This window comes from Gordonia sp. SL306, assembly GCF_026625785.1.
Lineage (GTDB): Bacteria > Actinomycetota > Actinomycetes > Mycobacteriales > Mycobacteriaceae > Gordonia.
Genome location: NZ_CP113063.1, coordinates 3195095 through 3213054, shown reverse-complemented (window position 1 = coordinate 3213054; position 17960 = coordinate 3195095). Strand labels below are relative to the sequence as shown.

Here is a 17960-nt window from a genome sequence, read left to right as displayed (position 1 = left end):
ATACTAACCCTGGCGGAAAATCATTCTCCGGACTGTGTCGATCTGTCGCGAGCCCGTTCGACGCATGGTTAGAGGGCCTCGACCCCGCGGCCCCGTGACGAAAGGCAAGACCATGAAGTTCATGCTCATCATGCGAGACAACGAGGAAGCCATCGCAGCCTCTGCAGAGGTCGATTTCACCGAGATCATCAACGCGATGGGCCGGTACAACGAGGAGATGATCAACGCCGGAGTCCTCGCGGCCGGCGAGGGACTCAGCGACCCGTCCGAAGGCGTCGTGGTGACCTTCTCCGACGACGACGAACCCCTGGTCACCGACGGTCCGTACGGCGAGGTCCACGAACTGTTCAACGGATTCTGGATTCTGCAGGTCTCCAGCCGGGAAGAGGCGCTCGAGTGGGCGAAGAAGGCCCCGCTCGGGACCGGTTCCAAACTGGAGGTCCGCCGGATCAACGACGAGACCGACTTCGCGGAGTTCGCCGACAACGAGTACATCCAGAAGGAGAAGGGCTGGCGGGAACAGCTCGCTTCGGAGTGAACGACGTCGAGATACGGCGCAGGGTCGATGCGGTCTGGCGCATCGAGGGCACCCGGATCGTCGCCACTCTGGCCCGCGTGGTCGGTGACGTCGGACTTGCCGAGGACCTTGCGCAAGAAGCCGTCGCCGAGGCGTTGGAACAGTGGCCGCGGTCGGGTGTCCCGCGAAACGCGGGCGCCTGGCTGACGGCCGTCGCGAAACGACGCGCGATCGACGGGTGGCGCCGACAAGAACGCCTCGATCAGCGATATGAGGTCATCGCGCGCGATCTCGGCACGGTCACCGAGGAGGAGTGGGAACCGGTCCGCGACGACGTGCTCAAACTGGTGTTCACCGCGTGCCACCCCGTTCTGAAACGAGAAGCGCAGGTGGCCTTGACGCTACGGGTCGTCGGTGGGCTCAGCACCGAGGAGCTCGCCCGGTTGTTCCTGACGTCGGTGCCGACGATGCAGCAGCGGATCGTGCGCGCCAAGAAGACGCTCTCGGCCGCCCGCGTGCCCTACGAGGTCCCCGAGCCGCCGGAGTGGCGAGAACGCCTCTCCGGCGTGCTCGGCGTCATCTACCTGATCTTCACGGAAGGGTATGCCGCGACGGCGGGCGAGACCTGGATGCGTCACGACCTGGCGCAGGAGGCGGTTCGCCTCGGGCGTGTTCTCGCCACTCTGGTCCCCCGCGAGCCCGAAGTCCACGGACTTCTCGCGTTGATGGAACTGCAGGCCTCCCGTTTCGCAGCTCGTGTCGGCGCCGACGGGCGACCGGTGCTGCTCGCCGCCCAGGACCGTCGTCGGTGGGATCGCGGACAGATCGCCCGCGGGCTGACTGCACTCGAGCGGTCCGACGCGCTCGGGCGTGGTCGCGGTCCATATGCCCTGCAGGCGGCCATCGCCGCCTGCCACGCAGGTGCGCCCGACGTCGACGCAACCGATTGGCCCCAGATCGTCGTGCTCTACGAGGCCCTGGAGCAACTGACCCGCAACCCCGTGGTGACCCTGAACAAGATCGTCGCGATCTCCATGGCGTCGGGCGCCGACACGGCGTTGGAGCTACTCGCCGCAGAGGTCGACGACAGGGCCCTTGCCGGGTCGCACCTGCTGCCGAGCGTCCGCGGGGAGCTGCTCATGCGACTCGGCCGGACCGACGATGCGCGGATCGAACTCGAACGCGCCCGCGACCTCGCCGCCAACGGAGCTCAACGTCGGGTCCTCGAGGAGAAGATCGCGGCGCTGTGAGTGCTCCCGGCACCGCACCCCCGCCCCCTGAGGAGCGAGCTTGCGAGCGTCTCGAAGGGCACGCCGGCCCCTTCGAGGCTCGGCTGGCGCCTCGCACCTCAGGGAACAAGAACTACGCAGGGAACGAAGGCGACCGACACGAACGGGCCGCCGCGACAATGACTGTCGCGGCGGCCCGTCTGTGTTCAGTTGTGTGAGCGACTAGTTCGACTCGCCGTTGCTGTCGCCGGCCTTGGTCAGCTCGGCAGGTGCGTCGGGCACCTCGCGCGGCTTCTCGGAGCCGGTGAACACGAATTTGGCGTCCTCGCCGTCGTCTTCGCCGTCCCAGCCCTCGACGTCGACCAGGATGATCTGGCCTGCGCCGATCTCGTTGAACAGGATCTTCTCCGAGAGCTGGTCCTCGATCTCACGCTGGATGGTCCGACGCAGCGGCCGGGCACCGAGCACCGGATCGAAGCCACGCTTGGCCAACAGGGCCTTGGCCTGGTCGGTGAGCTCGATCGCCATGTCCTTGTTCTTCAACTGTGTCTCCACACGGTTGATCATCAGGTCGACCATCTGGATGATCTCGTCGCGCGTCAACTGGTGGAAGACGATGACGTCGTCGATACGGTTGAGGAACTCGGGGCGGAAGTGCTTCTTCAGCTCGTCGTTGACCTTCTGCTTCATCCGCTCGTACTGCGAGCCGTCGCTGTTGCCCTGCGTAAAGCCGAGGCCGACCGCCTTGGAGATGTCGCTGGTACCGAGGTTCGAGGTGAAGATCAGCACGGTGTTCTTGAAGTCGACCGTGCGTCCCTGACCGTCGGTCAGACGCCCGTCCTCCAACACCTGAAGCAGCGTGTTGTAGATCTCCGAGTGCGCCTTCTCGATCTCGTCGAACAGCACCACCGAGAACGGCTTGCGGCGCACCTTCTCGGTGAGCTGGCCGCCCTCTTCGTACCCGACGTAGCCGGGAGGAGCACCGAACAGGCGCGATGCGGTGAAGCGATCGTGGAACTCACCCATGTCGATCTGGATGAGCGCGTCGTCCTCGCCGAACAGGAAGTTCGCCAGCGCCTTGGACAGCTCGGTCTTACCCACACCGGACGGGCCGGCGAAGATGAACGAACCGGACGGACGCTTCGGATCCTTCAGACCGGCGCGAGTACGGCGGATCGCCTTGGAGACCGCCTTGACGGCGTCCTCCTGGCCGATGATCCGCTTGTGCAGCTCGTCCTCCATGCGAAGCAGACGGGTGGTCTCCTCCTCGGTGAGCTTGAACACCGGGATGCCGGTCCAGTTGCCCAGGACCTCGGCGATCTGCTCGTCGTCGACCTCCGCCACGACGTCCATGTCGCCGCTGCGCCATTGCTTTTCACGCTCGGCCCGCTCGGCGACCAGCTGCTTCTCCTTGTCGCGGAGATTGGCGGCCTTCTCGAAGTCCTGCGCGTCGATCGCGGATTCCTTCTCCTTGCGGGCGTCGGCGATGCGCTCGTCGAACTCGCGGAGATCTGGCGGCGCGGTCATCCGGCGGATGCGCATGCGCGCGCCCGCCTCGTCGATGAGGTCGATCGCCTTGTCCGGCAGGAACCGGTCGTTGATGTAGCGGTCGGCCAGCGTCGCCGCCGCGACGAGCGCACCGTCGGTGATGGACACCCGGTGGTGGCTCTCGTAGCGGTCACGCAGACCCTTCAGGATCTCGATCGTGTGCTCGACCGACGGTTCGCCGACCTGCACCGGCTGGAACCGGCGCTCGAGGGCGGCGTCCTTCTCGATGTACTTGCGGTACTCGTCGAGGGTGGTGGCACCGATGGTCTGGAGCTCACCGCGGGCAAGCTTCGGCTTCAGGATCGACGCGGCGTCGATCGCGCCCTCGGCGGCACCCGCGCCGACCAGCGTGTGCAGCTCGTCGATGAACAGGATGATGTCACCGCGGGTGTTGATCTCCTTGAGCACCTTCTTCAGGCGTTCCTCGAAGTCACCGCGGTAGCGGCTGCCGGCAACCAACGACCCGAGGTCAAGGGTGTAGAGCTGCTTGTCCTTGAGCGTCTCCGGCACCTGGCCGTTGACGATGGCCTGCGCGAGACCCTCGACGACGGCGGTCTTGCCGACGCCGGGCTCACCGATGAGCACCGGGTTGTTCTTGGTGCGGCGGGACAGCACCTGCATGACCCGCTCGATCTCTTTCTCGCGCCCGATGACCGGGTCGAGTTTGGCCTCGGCGGCCGCGGCGGTCAGGTTTCTGCCGAACTGGTCGAGAACCAGCGACGTCGACGGTGTACCCGCCTCGCTGCTGCGTCCGCCGGTCCCGGCCTCCTGTGGCTCCTTGCCCTGGTAGCCCGAGAGCAGCTGGATGACCTGCTGGCGGACCCGGTTGAGGTCTGCACCCAGCTTGACCAGCACCTGGGCGGCCACGCCCTCGCCCTCGCGGATGAGGCCGAGGAGGATGTGCTCGGTGCCGATGTAGTTGTGGCCGAGCTGCAGCGCCTCGCGCAGCGAGAGCTCCAGGACCTTCTTGGCACGCGGCGTGAACGGGATGTGCCCGGAGGGTGCCTGCTGCCCCTGGCCGATGATCTCCTCGACCTGGCTGCGAACACCTTCAAGAGAGATCCCGAGAGATTCGAGTGCCTTGGCGGCGACACCTTCACCCTCGTGGATGAGGCCCAAGAGGATGTGCTCGGTGCCGATGTAGTTGTGGTTGAGCATCCGCGCTTCTTCTTGCGCCAGGACGACGACACGACGTGCGCGGTCGGTGAACCGTTCGAACATTGTTCTCCCTCGTTAGCTAGCGCCCCGGCCGTCGGTGACAACCACAGCGTCGACAACTGCAGCGGTGTCCGTATACATGACGACCAGCCTGCCTCCACTCTAGTGGTCGCTTGGAGTGCAGCTACCGTTAACGTCGGTCGGAAACGATATCCGTGATGGTCATGCCGGGGATCTGCGCACTACAACCGTGCACGTGGGCGCTCTGTTCCATCAACGCTACGCCGAGAGCGAACGCCTCGTTTCCGCTCCACCGCGACGACGTTTCCTGCTCACAGCCGTCCTGGTGCAGGGATCCGCCCCACTGCCGATCAGATCGTCGACCACGGCATCCGGCGAAAATTCGGACATCGCCGGGTAACCTCCGTCACATGAGTGATGACGCTCGGCCTCACCACCACAGCACCGGCGACATCATCGATTCCTCCCCGAGCGATCCGCCACATCCCGAGGCCGGTCGCAGCTCGGTCAATCTCGCGGTCTTCATCACGAGCGCGACGATCGTGCTCGCGTTCGCCATCTGGGCCCTCGTCTCACCGGACACGGCCGAGAGTGTCATCAACGACGTCCGGGAGTTCATCTCCCGATGGTTCGGCTGGTGGTATTTCATCCTCGCGACCGCGATCGTCGGGGTCGTCGTCTTCCTGGGGGCCAGCAAGTACGGCCGGTACCGGCTCGGCCCCGAAGAATCCCGACCCGAGTACAGCCTGTTCACCTGGACCGCCATGCTGTTCGCGGCCGGGATCGGGATCGACCTCATGTTCTTCTCGGTCGCCGAACCGGTCACCCACTTCCTCAATCCCCCCACCGGCCCCGGCGAGACCAACGCCGCCGCCCGCGAGGCGGTCACCTGGACGGTGTTCCACTACGGCGTCACCGGGTGGGCGATGTACGCACTGATGGGCGGCGCCCTGGCCTACTTCGCGTTCCGCCACAACCTGCCGCTGACCATCCGCGCCGCGTTGTACCCGATCTTCGGGAAGCGGGTCGAGGGACGCTGGGGCGACGCCATCGATGTCGCCGCGGTCCTCGGGACCATCTTCGGGATCGCGACGTCGCTGGGCATCGGTGTGGTGCAACTCAACTACGGCCTCAACGAGATCTTCGGGATATCGCAGGGCAAAGCCGCCCAGATCGGTTTGATCGTGCTGTCGGTGGTCATCGCGACCGCCTCGGCCACCTCGGGTGTCGACAAGGGCATCCGCCGACTCTCCGAGCTGAACGTCATCCTCGCGATCGTCCTGCTCGTCTACATCCTCGTCGCGGGTAAGACCGACTTCCTGCTCAACGGCCTCACCCAGAACGCCGGGGACTATGTATCCACCTTCGCCGACCGCACGCTCGACACGTTCGCCTGGGATCAGGTCAATCCGACGCCGGGCAACGACGCCCGCGGGTTCGTCGACGGCTGGACGCTGTTCTTCTGGGCGTGGTGGGTGGCGTGGGCGCCGTTCGTCGGCCTGTTCCTGGCACGGATCTCCCGCGGACGCACCATGCGCCAGTTCGTGTTCGGCGTCCTCGTCGTGCCGTTCTCCTTCATCCTGCTGTGGATCTCCATCTTCGGGAACAGCGCGCTCGAGGTCGCGCGCGGCGACCAGGGCTTCGCCGAGACCACCGCCTCCACCCCGGAAGCCGGGTTCTACTCGCTGCTCGAGCAGTATCCCGGGTCCACGCTGCTCATCGGGATCGCCACGATCACCGGTCTGCTGTTCTACGTCACCAGCGCCGACTCCGGTTCCCTCGTGATGGGCAATTTCACCTCGCGGCTGCCGGATCCGATGGCCGACTGCGCGCGATCCGTCCGCATCTTCTGGTCCGTGGCCATCGGCCTGCTCACGCTGTCGATGTTGTTCGCCGGCGGCGGCGACGGATCGATCCTCACGTTGCAGGCCGCGACGGTGATCATGGGACTGCCGTTCTCGTTCGTGCTCGGCCTCATCTGCATTTCGCTGCTGAGGGCGGTCCGGAACGAGTCGTACAAGCTGGACAGTTTCCGGACCACACTGCCGAAGGTGATCGCCGCGGGCCGAGGCTCGTCGGAACACGGGAGTTGGCGGCAACGCCTCGTGGGCACCCTGAGATATCCGGGGCCGTCGACGACGCGCAAGTTCATCACCAGGTCCGTCGTTCCGGCGATGCGTGAGGTCGCCGACGAGTTCGCGAAGGGTGGCATCGCGGCCCGGGTCGACGAATCGGCGAGTAACGAGGGTCTGCCGTCGCCTCGACTGATCGTCGAGCTCGCGCAGGAGCCGCGGTTCGAATACTGCGTGTGGCCGATGTCGGCGCCGACCCCGACCTATGCCGTGCTGTCGCAGCGGTCAGACGATCGCTACTTCCGGTGCGAGGTGTACCTGACCGAAGGGTCACAGGGCTATTCGCTCAACGCCTACAACCGAGAACAGGTCATCGGCGACATCCTGGACCAGTACGAGCGCCACCTCGGCTACCTTCATCTGCGACGATCGGCCACCGACAGCCACGACATCCCCGTGGTCGACACACCCGATGCCGAACCCGAAGGAACCCCCGCACCATGAGCGACACGCTCTTCATCGACGGCCGGTGGTGTTCCGCTACCTCCGGCGAGACCCGTGAGATCCACTGCCCTGCAGACGGTTCACTCGTCGGTATCGTCGCGGAGGCGGGCACCGCAGATACCGAGGCCGCCATCGCCGCGGCACGCCGCGCCTTCGACGACGGCCCCTGGCGACAGACCGGTGCCGCCGAGCGAGGTGATCTGTTGTTGCGTGTGGCGTCCGAGATCGACACGCGCCGAGACGAGTTCGTCCGCGCAGAGACTCTCGACACCGGCAAACGCCCGTACGAGTCGGATCTCGACATGACCGACATCGCCAATTGCTTCCGCTATTTCGGCAAGCTGGCAGCCGAGGATGCCGGCCGGGTGGTCGATGCCGGGTCCACGGACGTCGACTCCCGGATCGTCTACGAACCGGTGGGCGTCTGCGGCCTGATCACACCATGGAATTATCCGCTCCTGCAGGCGGCGTGGAAGATCGCGCCTGCCCTCGCCGCGGGCAACACCTTCGTGCTGAAGCCCGCCGAGCTCACCCCGCACACGTCGATCCTCATCATGAGGGTCCTCGACGATCTGGGGCTGCCTCCCGGCGTGGCGAACCTCGTCCTCGGCGCCGGAGCCGATGCCGGGGCGCCGCTGTCGGCGCATCCCGATGTCGATCTCATCTCCTTCACCGGTGGCCTCGTCACCGGCAGGGTGATCGCACGGCAGGCGGCCGCGACGGTGAAGAAGGTGGCGCTCGAACTCGGCGGCAAGAACCCGAACGTCGTGTTCGCCGACGCCTGCGACACCGACGACCGGCTCGCCGCCACGGTCGACAACGCACTCAACGCCGCATTCCTGCATTCGGGTCAAGTGTGTTCGGCGGGAGCACGTCTCATCATCGAAGAATCCGCGCACGACCGATTCGTCGACGAACTGGTCCGCCGGGCGGAGCAGATCCGGCTCGGCCTGCCGTTCGCCGACGGCACCGAGACCGGCCCGCTGATCTCGTCGGCGCACCGCGACAAGGTGCACGCGTATGTCGAGCAGGCCCGCGCCGACGGTGCGCTGATCCGAACCGGCGGGGCATTCGGCACCGGCGACCACGGCTCCGGAAGTCTCGACGACGGCTGGTTCTACCTGCCGACGATCATCGACGGAGCCACCCGGGAGATGGCGTGCGTGCACGATGAGGCCTTCGGACCAACCGTGACCGTCGAGACCTTCACCGACGAGGACGAAGCCGTCACCATCGCCAACGACACCGAGTACGGACTGGCCGGTGCGGTCTGGTCCGCCGACTCCGCACGGGCCCGTCGCGCCGCGGCCCGACTGCGACACGGCACCGTGTGGGTCAACGACTTCGGACCGTATCTGCCGCAGGCAGAATGGGGCGGATTCGGACACTCCGGCGTGGGCCGCGAGCTCGGACCATCGGGGCTCGCCGAGTACCGGGAGGCCAAGCATGTCTACGAGAACCTCCGGCCGGGCGTGACCGGCTGGTTCGCCGATCGAGGGGGACAACGATGACCGACACCTTCGACCATGTCGTCGTCGGGGGTGGCTCGGCAGGCGCAGCGGTCGCCTCACGGCTGTCCGAGAACCCGGCTGTCACGGTCTGTCTCATCGAGGCCGGTCCGTCGGATGTCGGCGATGATGCCATCCTGCGATTGGATCGGTGGATGGAGCTACTGGAATCGGGGTACGACTGGGATTACCCGATCGAGCCGCAGGAGAACGGCAACGACTTCATGCGGCACGCCCGGGCGAAGGTGCTCGGCGGGTGCAGTTCGCACAACAGCTGTATCGCGTTCTGGGCACCGCGCGAGGACCTCGACTCGTGGGAGCGCGACTTCGGTTGCACCGGTTGGGGGTCCGAATCGGTATACCGGCTGTACCCGCAGATCGAGACCAACGACGCGCCCGGCGGCCACCACGGTCGTGGCGGTCCGGTGCACATCATGACCGTGCCGCCGAACGACCCGTGTGGCGTGGCGCTCCTCGACGCGTGCGAGGCGGTCGGTATCCCGCGTGTCGAGTTCAACAGCGGCACCACGGTGACCAACGGCGCCAACTTCTTCCAGATCAATCGGCGTCCCGACGGCATCCGGGCGTCGTCGTCGGTCAGCTATCTCCACCCGAATCTGGACCGCCCCAACCTGACGGTGCGCACCGGGGCGTGGGCGAAGCGCATCGTCATCGAGCAATCCGGCGACGGTCTGCGTGCGAGCGGTGTCGACATCACCGACAATGCCTTCGGCCGCACCACCACGGTGCACGCCACACGCGAGGTGATCGTGTCGGCGGGCGCCATCGACACCCCGAAACTGCTGATGCTGTCCGGGATCGGACCGACCGTCCACCTACGCGAGCACGGGATCGATGTACTGGTCGACTCGCCGGGCGTCGGGGCGAATCTGCAGGACCACCCGGAGGGCGTGATCGGCTTCGAGACGACGCGGCCGATGACGACCGAATCCACCCAGTGGTGGGAGGCAGGCATCTTCACCACCACCATCGACGGTCTCGACCGACCCGACCTGATGATGCATTACGGCAGTGTGCCGTTCGACATGCACACGCTGCGGCAGGGATATCCCACCAGCGAGAACACCTTCTGCCTCACGCCGAATGTCACCCACGCGCGGTCGCGCGGCACCGTGCAGCTGCGCTCCCGAGACTTCCGCGACAAACCGCGCGTGGATCCTCGCTACTTCACCGACCCCGACGGTCATGACATGCGGGTGATGATCGCAGGCATCCGCACGGCGCGCGAGATCGCGACGGCCGCACCGCTGTCCGATTGGGTTGCGCGCGAACTCTATCCGGGTACGGATGCCACGACGGACACCGAACTGGCTGACTACATCAGCCGGACGCACAACACCGTCTATCACCCGGTCGGCACGGTCCGGATGGGGCCGTCCGACGATCCGATGTCACCACTGGACCCGGAGCTGCGCGTGAAAGGTGTGTCGGGACTGCGGGTTGCCGATGCCTCGGTGTTCCCGGCGCACACCACGGTCAACCCGAACATCACGGTGATGCTGGTCGGCGAGCGGTGCGCGGAGCTGGTCTCGGAAGGAGAGTCCGATGGTGCCCACTGAGACCGATTCCGCGTGGCCGTCGATACCGGTGGCGGACTGGGCCGACACGCGGGACACCGTGCAGCTGATGACGCAGATCGTCGGCAAGGTCCGGATGGCGAACACGCCGTTGATGAGTCACTGGTGGAATGTCGTGCTCTACGTCTCGGCGCGGGGTCTGACCACGGGTGTCATCCCTCACGGCCACCGCGGGTTCACGATGGACTTCGACTTCATCGACCACGAACTCGTCGTCGCCACCACGTCGGGAGATCGCCGCTCCGTGCCCCTGACAGCGCGGCCGATCGCCGACTTCTACGGAGACGTGATGTCCGTGCTCGACGAACTCGGACTCTCGACCGACATCTGGGCGATGCCGGTCGAGATCCCGGGCGCGGTGCCGTTCGACATCGATCGCGAGCATGTCGCGTACGACGCCGATGCGGCGCACCGCTTCTGGCAGGCATTGGTGCAGATCAACCGGGTGTTCGACGTCTTCCGGTCGCGGTACACCGGCAAGGTCAGCCCGACGCACTTCTTCTGGGGAGCATGCGATCTCGCCGTCACACGGTTCTCGGGGCGATCAGCGCCCAAACACCCAGGCGGAGCTCCCAATTGCGGCCCGCACGTGATGTGGGAGGCGTACTCGCACGAAGTGAGCAGCGCCGGATACTGGCCCGGGCCGGACGGCGAGGGCAACTTCTACTCGTACGCCTATCCCGAGCCCGCGGGTTACCGTACCGCCACCATCTCGCCGGCTGGTGCGGGGTTCGACGAGAACCTGGGTGAGTTCGTACTGCCCTACACCGCCGTTCGAGAGGCGGCCGATCCCGACGCGACACTGCTCGAGTTCCTCCAGAGCACCTACGAGGTCGTCGCCGACCGGGCAGGTTGGGATCGGCAGGCGCTGGAGCGCTGACGACAGATCAACGAAGCTGCTTTCGGGCGTCCCCGGCGGCCGCCCGCATCATCCCCGATGCCGGGCTAACGTCCGGCGAGTTCGGCGACGACCGGAGCAAACCTGTCGGCCACGTCGGCACCGAAGATGAAGTAGGAGAAGCCGATCTCTTCTCGCCGCCGCTGGATCTCCTCGATGGCTGCCGCCGGATCGTCCGGGAGCACGGTCATCGCGTCCGCCGCGCGAAGTGCGGCCGGGTCGGTGTCGGGCGGCGCCATGTGCGGGGCGACGTCGTCACCGACAACCGGCACGGCGAGCGCGAGCTCGACCTCCCCGACGGTGCGGAAGTCACGTGCCAATCGCTCTACCTCGCCCCGGGGTTGATCCCCCAGCGCGAACGTGACCGTGTCGGCGAGCTCGGCCGCCAACGCTCGCGCCTTGGGCCCGTACACGGCCATCGCCACGGGCGTGTGGCGGTCGGGGCCGTCGAGTTCCCGCAGCGCCCTCACCGTCTCACGCATCTGGGCCAGCCGCTCGTTCGGCGGTGGTACCGGAGGCATTCCCTTGTCGCGGAGCTCGTCCTCGATTCCCGGCCGGCCGGTGCCGATGCCCATCTCGAAGCGCCCCTCGGTCACCAGCGACAACGAATGCGCCTCCCACGCCGTCAGCCAGGCCGGGCGTAGCGGCGAGGCGTAGACCCACGTCCCCACGCGCAGGTCGGTCAAGGCCGCCACCGTGGCCAGCATCGGACCGGGAGCCGGTTGCATCTGCGGGAAGTCGGGTACCAGCAGCGTCGAGTAACCGCTGTCGGCGACGCGGCGCACGCGATCGCGCCACGTCGGCAGGTCGGTCCTCAGCGGGGCAACCACCCCGAATCGAAACGGCTTCGTCATGTCTGGACTCCTGTCAGTCGGTCGATCCAGAGGTATCGACGACGGGGCAACGCGGAATTCATCGGTGCGGACGAAATCGCAGGCCACCCCGTCTCGGATTCACCGCTGCTGCGAACGTCCCGCGAACGAATCGACGATTCGGTCGAGGACGACGAGCACCTCTGCGGTGGCAGCGTCCCGGTCCGCTGCGCTCGCGACATACAGCGCCGACTCGTCGAGGGCCCCGATGGCGACATGGGCGAGAGGTCTCGTGGGTTGGTCGTCGATCTGCCCCGCAGCGATCGCCGCCTGCAGAATGCCCTCGATCAGCGCGAAGCCGAACTCTTCGCCACGCGCCCGCCACTCGCTCCAGCCGAGCACCGACGGTGCATCCACCAACGAGATCATGTGGATCGCCGGGTCTGTCACCCGCTCGAGGAACACGCGGACACCGGCCTTCAGTGCAGACAGCGGATCGGTGATCGCGAGTTCGCCGACGCGAGCTGCGACCTCGGCGGTGATGTCCTGCTCCACGTCGTCGTACACCGCCGCGAACAAGCCCTGTTTGTCCTTGAACTGGTGGTAGAGGGCACCACGGGTGACACCGGCCTTGTCGACGATCGCCTGCGTACCGACGTCGGCATATCCGAGCTCACCGAACAGCGCGCGGCCGGCCGCGACCAGCGCGGATCGAGTGGCGGCGGTGCGCTCGGCCTGGGTTCGACGATTGACTTTCATACAGGTTGCACGTAACTTTCATACAGAGTGTTCGTAAGTTCACGATAAGCCTAGTCGAGAGGGTGAGAGCTCATGACCAGCACGACGACCACCATCGAATTGCCTTCCGGAACCATCGAGTATGCGACCTACGGTCCCGAGGACTCGCCGCACCCACCAATCGTCTTCGTGCACGGCGCGGTCGTCGACCATCGACTGTGGCGTCCGGTCGCCGAACTCCTCGCGCAGGCCGGTTACCGGTGCCATGCCCCGACCCTCCCGCTCGGGTCCCATCACATTCCGTGGGGCCCGGACGCCGACCGCAGCCCCCAGGGCGCGGCACGACTCGTCCGTGAGTTCGTCGCCGAACTCGGCCTCTCCGACGCGACGTTGGTAGCGAACGACACCGGGGGTGCGGTGACCCAGTTCGCCCTCGACGCCGACCCCGACTTCGTCCGCGCGCTGGTCTTCACCAATTGCGATGCCTTCGATCTGTTCCCGCCGCAACCGTTCGGCTTCTACTTCGCTCTGATGCGTCAGCGGGCGCTGCTCAAGCCACTGGTCGAGAGCATGCGCATCACGGCGCTACGCCACTCGCCGCTGGGCGTCGGCCTGCTGCTCGTCGATCCCGATCCCGATCTGACGCTCTCGGTGTTCGAGCCGCTGCGCACCGACGCCCGCATCCGAGACGACTTCATCGCATTCCTGAAGAAGATCGACCCGGCCGAACTCGCGGCGGTGACACCACGTCTCGCACGCTTCGACCGGCCGGTGACCATGGTGTGGGGCGTCGACGACCGGTGCTTCACGCCAGAGCACGGTCGGCGCTTCGCGGCGGTCTTCCCGAACGCGCGCTTCATCGATGTCCCGAATGCGCGCACCTTTGTGTCACTCGACCAGCCGCGTGCGGTCGCCGACGCGATCGCCTCGACAACCGCGAGAATCTGACGCGTCGCCGACCCTGCGACAAATTCTTTCCGGATCAGGCGTCGGAAAACGGGTCCGACAAACGACGATGAAGATGTGAGCGGCGAACAGGATGGCCCGCCCCAGGGCGGGGCGCCGGCACTGCTGGCGGTGTACGACGATGCACTGCCCGCGGTGTACGGCTACCTGCTGCGCCGATGTTCGGATCGGCGGGTGGCCGAGGATCTCACCTCGGAGACCTTCCTGGCCGCGATGGACACCGTGCGCCGCGACGACGACGCCCGACCGACCACCCCATGGCTGATCGGGGTCGCCCGGCACAAACTGGCGGACCACTGGCGGATCATGCAGCGGACACCCGAGCCCGTCGAGCAACTCCCGGAATCGATCGACGACGACTGGGAGGTCCACCTCGACCGCATGGTGGCGCACTACACGCTCGCCAGGCTGTCGCCGACGCACCGTGCGGTGCTGACCCTGCGGTATGTCGACGACCTGCCGGTCGGCGACTGCGCCGCCGTCCTCGACCGCACGGTCGGTGCGACCGAAGCGCTGCTCACCCGGGCCAAGCGGGCCTTTCGCGCGGCCTATCCGGACACCGATTCCCGGCCCGGCCAACCCCACCACACCCGGGGAGGAGGTCACGCATGAGCGAGTACAACAGCACCGAGAATCGCGGCCGCGCAACGCCGTCCGATCCGCTCGTCGTCCTGCGGGCCTCCGATACCCCCGGCTGGACCGAACCCGTCGCGCCTGACGCCGACTTCGCCCGCACGCTGCGGGACCGACTCGAGCGTGGCGCGACCCTGCCCCAAGGAGTTGTCATGAGCACTGCGAGCACCCTCGACACCACGGCCACCGACGCCACCGAACCGGCCGTCGAACGTCCTGGCGCACTCCCCTATCTCACCGTCGCCGACGGTCGCGCGGCCATCGACTGGTACGTCGCCAACCTCAGCGCACGCCTGCGCGGCGAGCCGATTGTCATGGACGACGGACGCATCGGTCACGCCGAACTCGAGATCGGCGGTGGTGTCATCTATCTCGCCGCCGAGTTCGAGGACATGGGCCTGCGCGCGCCCAGCCCCGGGCACGTATCGGTCAGCCTGATGCTGCCCGTCGACGACACCGACGCCGCTGTTGCCGCCGCCGAGCGAGGCGGCGCGGCGGTGACCCGTGAGCCGTACGAGGGCTACGGAAACCGGACCGGCACGATCGTCGACCCGTTCGGCCACCGGTGGATGCTGACCGGTCCGTCGAAGACGGGCGCACAGACCGACAACCGGATCCGCACAGGCGACATCGTCTACATGTCTCTGCAGACCCCCGACGCCGGACGAGCGGCACGCTTCTACGGCGCCGTGCTCGGCTGGAACTACGATCCGGAAACTCGGCAGGTCACCAACCTCGGTCACCGTCTGGGTATCTCGGACGCCGGCGGTTACGGCTCGGGCACGCTCTACTGCGTCTATGCGGTGGACGATTTCGACGCTGCGCGAGATGCCATCATCGCCGCAGGCGGGCAGGCCACTGAGGTGTCCGAGGTTTCGAGCGACGGCACGCAGGTCCTCGACGCCACCGACGATTCGGGAGTCGCCTTCTCGGTCCACGTCGCCGCCCCCGGCGAGCAGCGACCAGACCAACATCCCCGCGGAATCGGAGAGATGTCGTATCTGACCGTGCACACCGCCGACAGCTCGCGCTATCGGGCCTTCTACGGCGCCGTGCTCGGCTGGACCTTCCACGGCGGTCGCATCGACGACGGATGGGAGGTCGACGATGTCCGCCCGCAGGTCGGCATCGCCGGCGGTTCCGACAAGGCCGTGGCCGTACCGATGTGGAACGTCGCCGACATGGATGCGGCGGTCGAGCGGGTCGTCACCGCCGGTGGCCGGGTCATCACCGAGCCCGACAGCCAGGCGTACGGCGTGATGGCCCTGTGTGCCGATGATCAGGGCACCGAGTTCTACCTGGGTCAGCTCTTCTGATCTCGGGCGGAGTACGTCTGCGAACCGATCAGCCACGGGTCTGCACCAGACCCACGAGCATGACCACGAATCCGGCCACCGCCGCGAACGCCCGGACGATGTTCCACCGCACCCACGGTCGCACGAAATCCTCCCAGACCGTGGGTGCGTCGGCCGCCGACACCGAGCCTGCGCCGTCGAGCCGGGTGTTGAGCGGAACGTTGATGCCCATGGTGATGAGAAGGGCCACGAGGTAGAGGACGACCGCGACGATCAGCCACCACCGCAGCGTCGTCTCCTGCCACCACAGCGCAATACCGAGCACACCGAACACCAACCCACCGAAGAAGATCAGCGCGAACACAGGATTGAGGATCGCGGCGTTGATGCGCTGCATCGCGACCACCGCGACCTGCGCGCCGGCGCGATCGAGCCCGGGCATCACCGCGTACGCGAACGCCGACAACAGACCCGCGCTCAGGCCCACGGTGGTGACCGCCAGGACGAGAATCCCATCGCGTAGCTGACTCATCGCGACACCGCCTCACCGACAGTGGACTTCACGAAGTCGGCAAAATCTGTCGGCGGGCGACCGAGGACACGGGCGACGTCGCCGGACACCCGCGCATTGCGACCGTCGAACAACGTGCCGAACAACGACGACAACAGGTCGATCTCCGCCTCCGCGACCCCGAGGCCGGAGAGCAGATCGCGATACTCCTGCGCGCCGACGCGATTGAAGGAGATCGTCCGCCGACGCGCCGCACCGATCTCGGCGGCCGCCTCGGCAAATGTCAGCAGGCGCGGTCCGGTCAACTCGTAGGTCTGCCCGGCATGGGGACTACCGCCCTGCAACGTCTCGTCGAGCAGGGCAGCCACCGCCACCTCCGCTATGTCCCGGGTGTCCACAAACGGTTCACCCACCTCACCCACCGGCAGAGTCAGTGAGCCCTCGGCGATCTCCGGTGCGAAGCCACCCTCGGAGAAGTTCTGATCGAACCAGGCGCACGAGAGAACAGTCGACTCCGCGCGAGCGGCGTGCACGATGCGTCCGGCCTCCTGCGCTTGCGCCTCACCCCGGCCGGCGAGCAGCACCAGGCGCCTCACCCCGGCCGCATCGGCGAGACGGACCAGCTCCGCGATGTCGTCGTCGGCGCCGGGCACGATGAGGTCGGGTTGATACGCGATGTAGACGGCCCCGGCTCCCGCGAGCGCCGGTGCCCACGTCGAACGTTCGGACCAATCAAATCTCGTCGCGCTGGACCGGCCGGCTCTGCGCACGGACCGACCCCTCTTCTCGAGATGGTCGGCGACGTGGCGGCCGGTCTTGCCGGTCGCCCCGATGACGAGGACGGGTGCTGATTCCGGGTGGTTCGTGTTCTGGTTCATGCATTCAGTTCACCGCGCTCGACCGAGACGATCCATAGCCGATTGGCTCTGATACATACGAGATCGTCTCGCCCTGTCGTATGCTCGATGCCATGGATGCACTCGGCAGTCTCCTCAACGGACCTCGCGCACAGAGCCCGATGATGTTGCGGATGGCGATGAGTGCGCCGTGGTCGGTGCGCATCGAGGACACCGCCCCACTGACCGTCGTCGCGGTCACCCGCGGAACATCGACGCTCACCTATGACGACGGCACCGAACACCCCCTCGCGGCCGGCGACGTCGCGCTCATCCGCGGCACCCACCCGTACACGATCGCCGACGACCCGACGCACCATTGGGTGGCTCGGATCGACGCGAACGGCGACTGTTTCGATCCCACCGGCACGCACAGCGTCGCCGAGGACATGTGCTTCGGCGTCCGGTCATGGGGCAACTGCGTCGACGCCCCATCGGCCGACGCCGTCATGCTCATCGGCACATACGCGAGCGGGGAGGTCAGCCAGCGCCTGCTCGACGCCCTCGACAGGTTCACGGTGGTGTCCATGCACGATCACCCGTTGGTGTCACTGATGGAGATCGAGATCGTCCGCGATTCCCCCGCACAGGAAGCCGTGTTGAACCGGCTCCTCGATCTGGTGCTGATCACCGGCCTGCGGCAAGCGATGGAATCCGGGCGGGTTCGGGCGGCACAGTGGTACCGCGCGCATACCGATCCGGTGATAGGTCATGCACTTCGCCTGCTCCACAACAACATCGACCACCAGTGGACGGTTGCCTCCCTGGCGTCGGCAACCGGGGTGTCGCGGCCCGTGCTGGCCCGGCGCTTCACCGACCTGGTGGGCGAGCCGCCAATGACCTACCTCACGCAGTGGCGGCTGTCGCTGGCCGCCGATCTCCTGTCAGACCGCACCAGATCCCTGAGTTCGATTGCCCGCCAGGTCGGCTACGGCAGTCCGTTCGCCTTCAGCACCGCCTTCAAACGTCGGCGCGGGGTGAGCCCGGCGGCTTACCGTGCACGGATGACCGACGGCGACGACGCGAGCGCCGCGGGGCTCATGGTTCACTGATTGC

Annotated in this window: 15 protein-coding genes; 10 read left to right on the top strand and 5 right to left on the bottom strand. The window is 66.8% G+C overall.

Going from position 1 to position 17960, the window contains the following annotated elements; translation table 11 throughout:
* Nucleotides 1-112: 112 nt before the first annotated feature.
* Both OVA31_RS14675 and OVA31_RS14670 read left to right on the top strand, forming a co-directional pair.
* On the top strand, nt 113-538 hold the full coding sequence (locus OVA31_RS14675; protein ID WP_267627356.1) for a YciI family protein: 426 nt from the start codon (nt 113-115) through the stop codon (nt 536-538).
* Nucleotides 535-1767: an RNA polymerase sigma factor gene (locus OVA31_RS14670; RefSeq protein WP_267627355.1), complete on the top strand. Its 1233-nt coding sequence runs from the start codon at nt 535-537 to the stop codon at nt 1765-1767. Before OVA31_RS14675 ends, OVA31_RS14670 begins: the two co-directional genes overlap by 4 nt.
* 201 nt (nt 1768-1968) lie before the next feature.
* Here OVA31_RS14670 and OVA31_RS14665 read toward each other — a convergent pair whose 3' ends face one another.
* Nucleotides 1969-4515, bottom strand: a complete 2547-nt coding sequence (locus OVA31_RS14665; protein WP_267627354.1) for an ATP-dependent Clp protease ATP-binding subunit — start codon at nt 4513-4515, stop codon at nt 1969-1971.
* A gap of 368 nt (nt 4516-4883) precedes the next feature.
* On the opposite strand from OVA31_RS14665, the gene betT reads away from it, so the two are divergent.
* Genes betT through OVA31_RS14645 form a run of 4 tightly spaced genes read left to right on the top strand, consistent with a single transcriptional unit; the run spans nt 4884 to nt 11035 of the window.
* Nucleotides 4884-7049, top strand: a complete 2166-nt coding sequence (betT, locus tag OVA31_RS14660) for a choline BCCT transporter BetT (protein ID WP_267627353.1) — start codon at nt 4884-4886, stop codon at nt 7047-7049.
* Nucleotides 7046-8560, top strand: a complete 1515-nt coding sequence (locus OVA31_RS14655; RefSeq protein WP_267627352.1) for an aldehyde dehydrogenase family protein — start codon at nt 7046-7048, stop codon at nt 8558-8560. Before betT ends, OVA31_RS14655 begins: the two co-directional genes overlap by 4 nt.
* Nucleotides 8557-10137, top strand: a complete 1581-nt coding sequence (locus OVA31_RS14650; RefSeq protein ID WP_267627351.1) for a GMC family oxidoreductase — start codon at nt 8557-8559, stop codon at nt 10135-10137. The genes OVA31_RS14655 and OVA31_RS14650 overlap by 4 nt, the downstream gene beginning before the upstream one ends.
* On the top strand, nt 10124-11035 hold the full coding sequence (locus OVA31_RS14645; RefSeq protein ID WP_267627350.1) for a DUF5996 family protein: 912 nt from the start codon (nt 10124-10126) through the stop codon (nt 11033-11035). Before OVA31_RS14650 ends, OVA31_RS14645 begins: the two co-directional genes overlap by 14 nt.
* A 65-nt stretch (nt 11036-11100) precedes the next feature.
* Here the strand turns inward: OVA31_RS14645 and OVA31_RS14640 are convergent, their stop codons facing one another.
* Both OVA31_RS14640 and OVA31_RS14635 read right to left on the bottom strand, forming a co-directional pair.
* Nucleotides 11101-11907 carry an LLM class flavin-dependent oxidoreductase gene (locus tag OVA31_RS14640; protein ID WP_267627349.1) on the bottom strand — a complete coding sequence of 269 codons (807 nt, stop codon included), beginning with the start codon at nt 11905-11907 and terminating at the stop codon, nt 11101-11103.
* A gap of 99 nt (nt 11908-12006) precedes the next feature.
* Nucleotides 12007-12624, bottom strand: a complete 618-nt coding sequence (locus tag OVA31_RS14635) for a TetR/AcrR family transcriptional regulator (protein WP_267627348.1) — start codon at nt 12622-12624, stop codon at nt 12007-12009.
* A 72-nt stretch (nt 12625-12696) separates the two neighbouring features.
* Here OVA31_RS14635 and OVA31_RS14630 point away from each other — a divergent pair, with 72 nt between their 5' ends.
* The 3 genes from OVA31_RS14630 (at nt 12697) to OVA31_RS14620 (ending at nt 15518) form a co-directional block, all read left to right on the top strand.
* Nucleotides 12697-13551: an alpha/beta fold hydrolase gene (locus OVA31_RS14630; protein WP_267627347.1), complete on the top strand. Its 855-nt coding sequence runs from the start codon at nt 12697-12699 to the stop codon at nt 13549-13551.
* 75 nt (nt 13552-13626) lie between these two features.
* Complete coding sequence (locus OVA31_RS14625) at nt 13627-14181, top strand: RNA polymerase sigma factor (protein WP_420714043.1); 555 nt, start codon at nt 13627-13629, stop codon at nt 14179-14181.
* Nucleotides 14178-15518: a VOC family protein gene (locus OVA31_RS14620; RefSeq protein WP_267627346.1), complete on the top strand. Its 1341-nt coding sequence runs from the start codon at nt 14178-14180 to the stop codon at nt 15516-15518. Before OVA31_RS14625 ends, OVA31_RS14620 begins: the two co-directional genes overlap by 4 nt.
* Before the next feature lie 28 nt (nt 15519-15546).
* On the opposite strand, the gene OVA31_RS14615 is transcribed toward OVA31_RS14620, so the two are convergent.
* Nucleotides 15547-16029 (bottom strand): DUF1772 domain-containing protein, encoded by a 483-nt coding sequence (locus tag OVA31_RS14615; RefSeq protein ID WP_267627345.1) that lies wholly within the window; start codon nt 16027-16029, stop codon nt 15547-15549.
* A complete protein-coding gene (locus OVA31_RS14610) occupies nt 16026-16886 on the bottom strand; it encodes an NmrA family transcriptional regulator (protein WP_267627344.1) in 861 nt (286 codons plus the stop codon). Before OVA31_RS14610 ends, OVA31_RS14615 begins: the two co-directional genes overlap by 4 nt.
* A 92-nt stretch (nt 16887-16978) precedes the next feature.
* Between OVA31_RS14610 and OVA31_RS14605 the strand changes: the two genes are divergently transcribed.
* Nucleotides 16979-17956 (top strand): AraC family transcriptional regulator, encoded by a 978-nt coding sequence (locus OVA31_RS14605; RefSeq protein WP_267627343.1) that lies wholly within the window; start codon nt 16979-16981, stop codon nt 17954-17956.
* Nucleotides 17957-17960: the final 4 nt, after the last annotated feature.

What these genes read in the sequence shown, in the direction of transcription:
- OVA31_RS14640 (WP_267627349.1), bottom strand. Translation starts at nt 11,907, where the DNA reads ATGACGAAGCCGTTTCGATTCGGGGTGGTTGCCCCGCTGAGGACCGAC.
- OVA31_RS14645 (WP_267627350.1), top strand. Translation starts at nt 10,124, where the DNA reads ATGGTGCCCACTGAGACCGATTCCGCGTGGCCGTCGATACCGGTGGCG.
- OVA31_RS14650 (WP_267627351.1), top strand. Translation starts at nt 8,557, where the DNA reads ATGACCGACACCTTCGACCATGTCGTCGTCGGGGGTGGCTCGGCAGGC.
- OVA31_RS14630 (WP_267627347.1), top strand. Translation starts at nt 12,697, where the DNA reads ATGACCAGCACGACGACCACCATCGAATTGCCTTCCGGAACCATCGAG.
- OVA31_RS14635 (WP_267627348.1), bottom strand. Translation starts at nt 12,624, where the DNA reads ATGAAAGTCAATCGTCGAACCCAGGCCGAGCGCACCGCCGCCACTCGA.
- OVA31_RS14665 (WP_267627354.1), bottom strand. Translation starts at nt 4,515, where the DNA reads ATGTTCGAACGGTTCACCGACCGCGCACGTCGTGTCGTCGTCCTGGCG.
- OVA31_RS14675 (WP_267627356.1), top strand. Translation starts at nt 113, where the DNA reads ATGAAGTTCATGCTCATCATGCGAGACAACGAGGAAGCCATCGCAGCC.
- OVA31_RS14615 (WP_267627345.1), bottom strand. Translation starts at nt 16,029, where the DNA reads ATGAGTCAGCTACGCGATGGGATTCTCGTCCTGGCGGTCACCACCGTG.
- OVA31_RS14655 (WP_267627352.1), top strand. Translation starts at nt 7,046, where the DNA reads ATGAGCGACACGCTCTTCATCGACGGCCGGTGGTGTTCCGCTACCTCC.
- OVA31_RS14620 (WP_267627346.1), top strand. Translation starts at nt 14,178, where the DNA reads ATGAGCGAGTACAACAGCACCGAGAATCGCGGCCGCGCAACGCCGTCC.
- betT (WP_267627353.1), top strand. Translation starts at nt 4,884, where the DNA reads ATGAGTGATGACGCTCGGCCTCACCACCACAGCACCGGCGACATCATC.
- OVA31_RS14610 (WP_267627344.1), bottom strand. Translation starts at nt 16,886, where the DNA reads ATGAACCAGAACACGAACCACCCGGAATCAGCACCCGTCCTCGTCATC.
- OVA31_RS14605 (WP_267627343.1), top strand. Translation starts at nt 16,979, where the DNA reads ATGGATGCACTCGGCAGTCTCCTCAACGGACCTCGCGCACAGAGCCCG.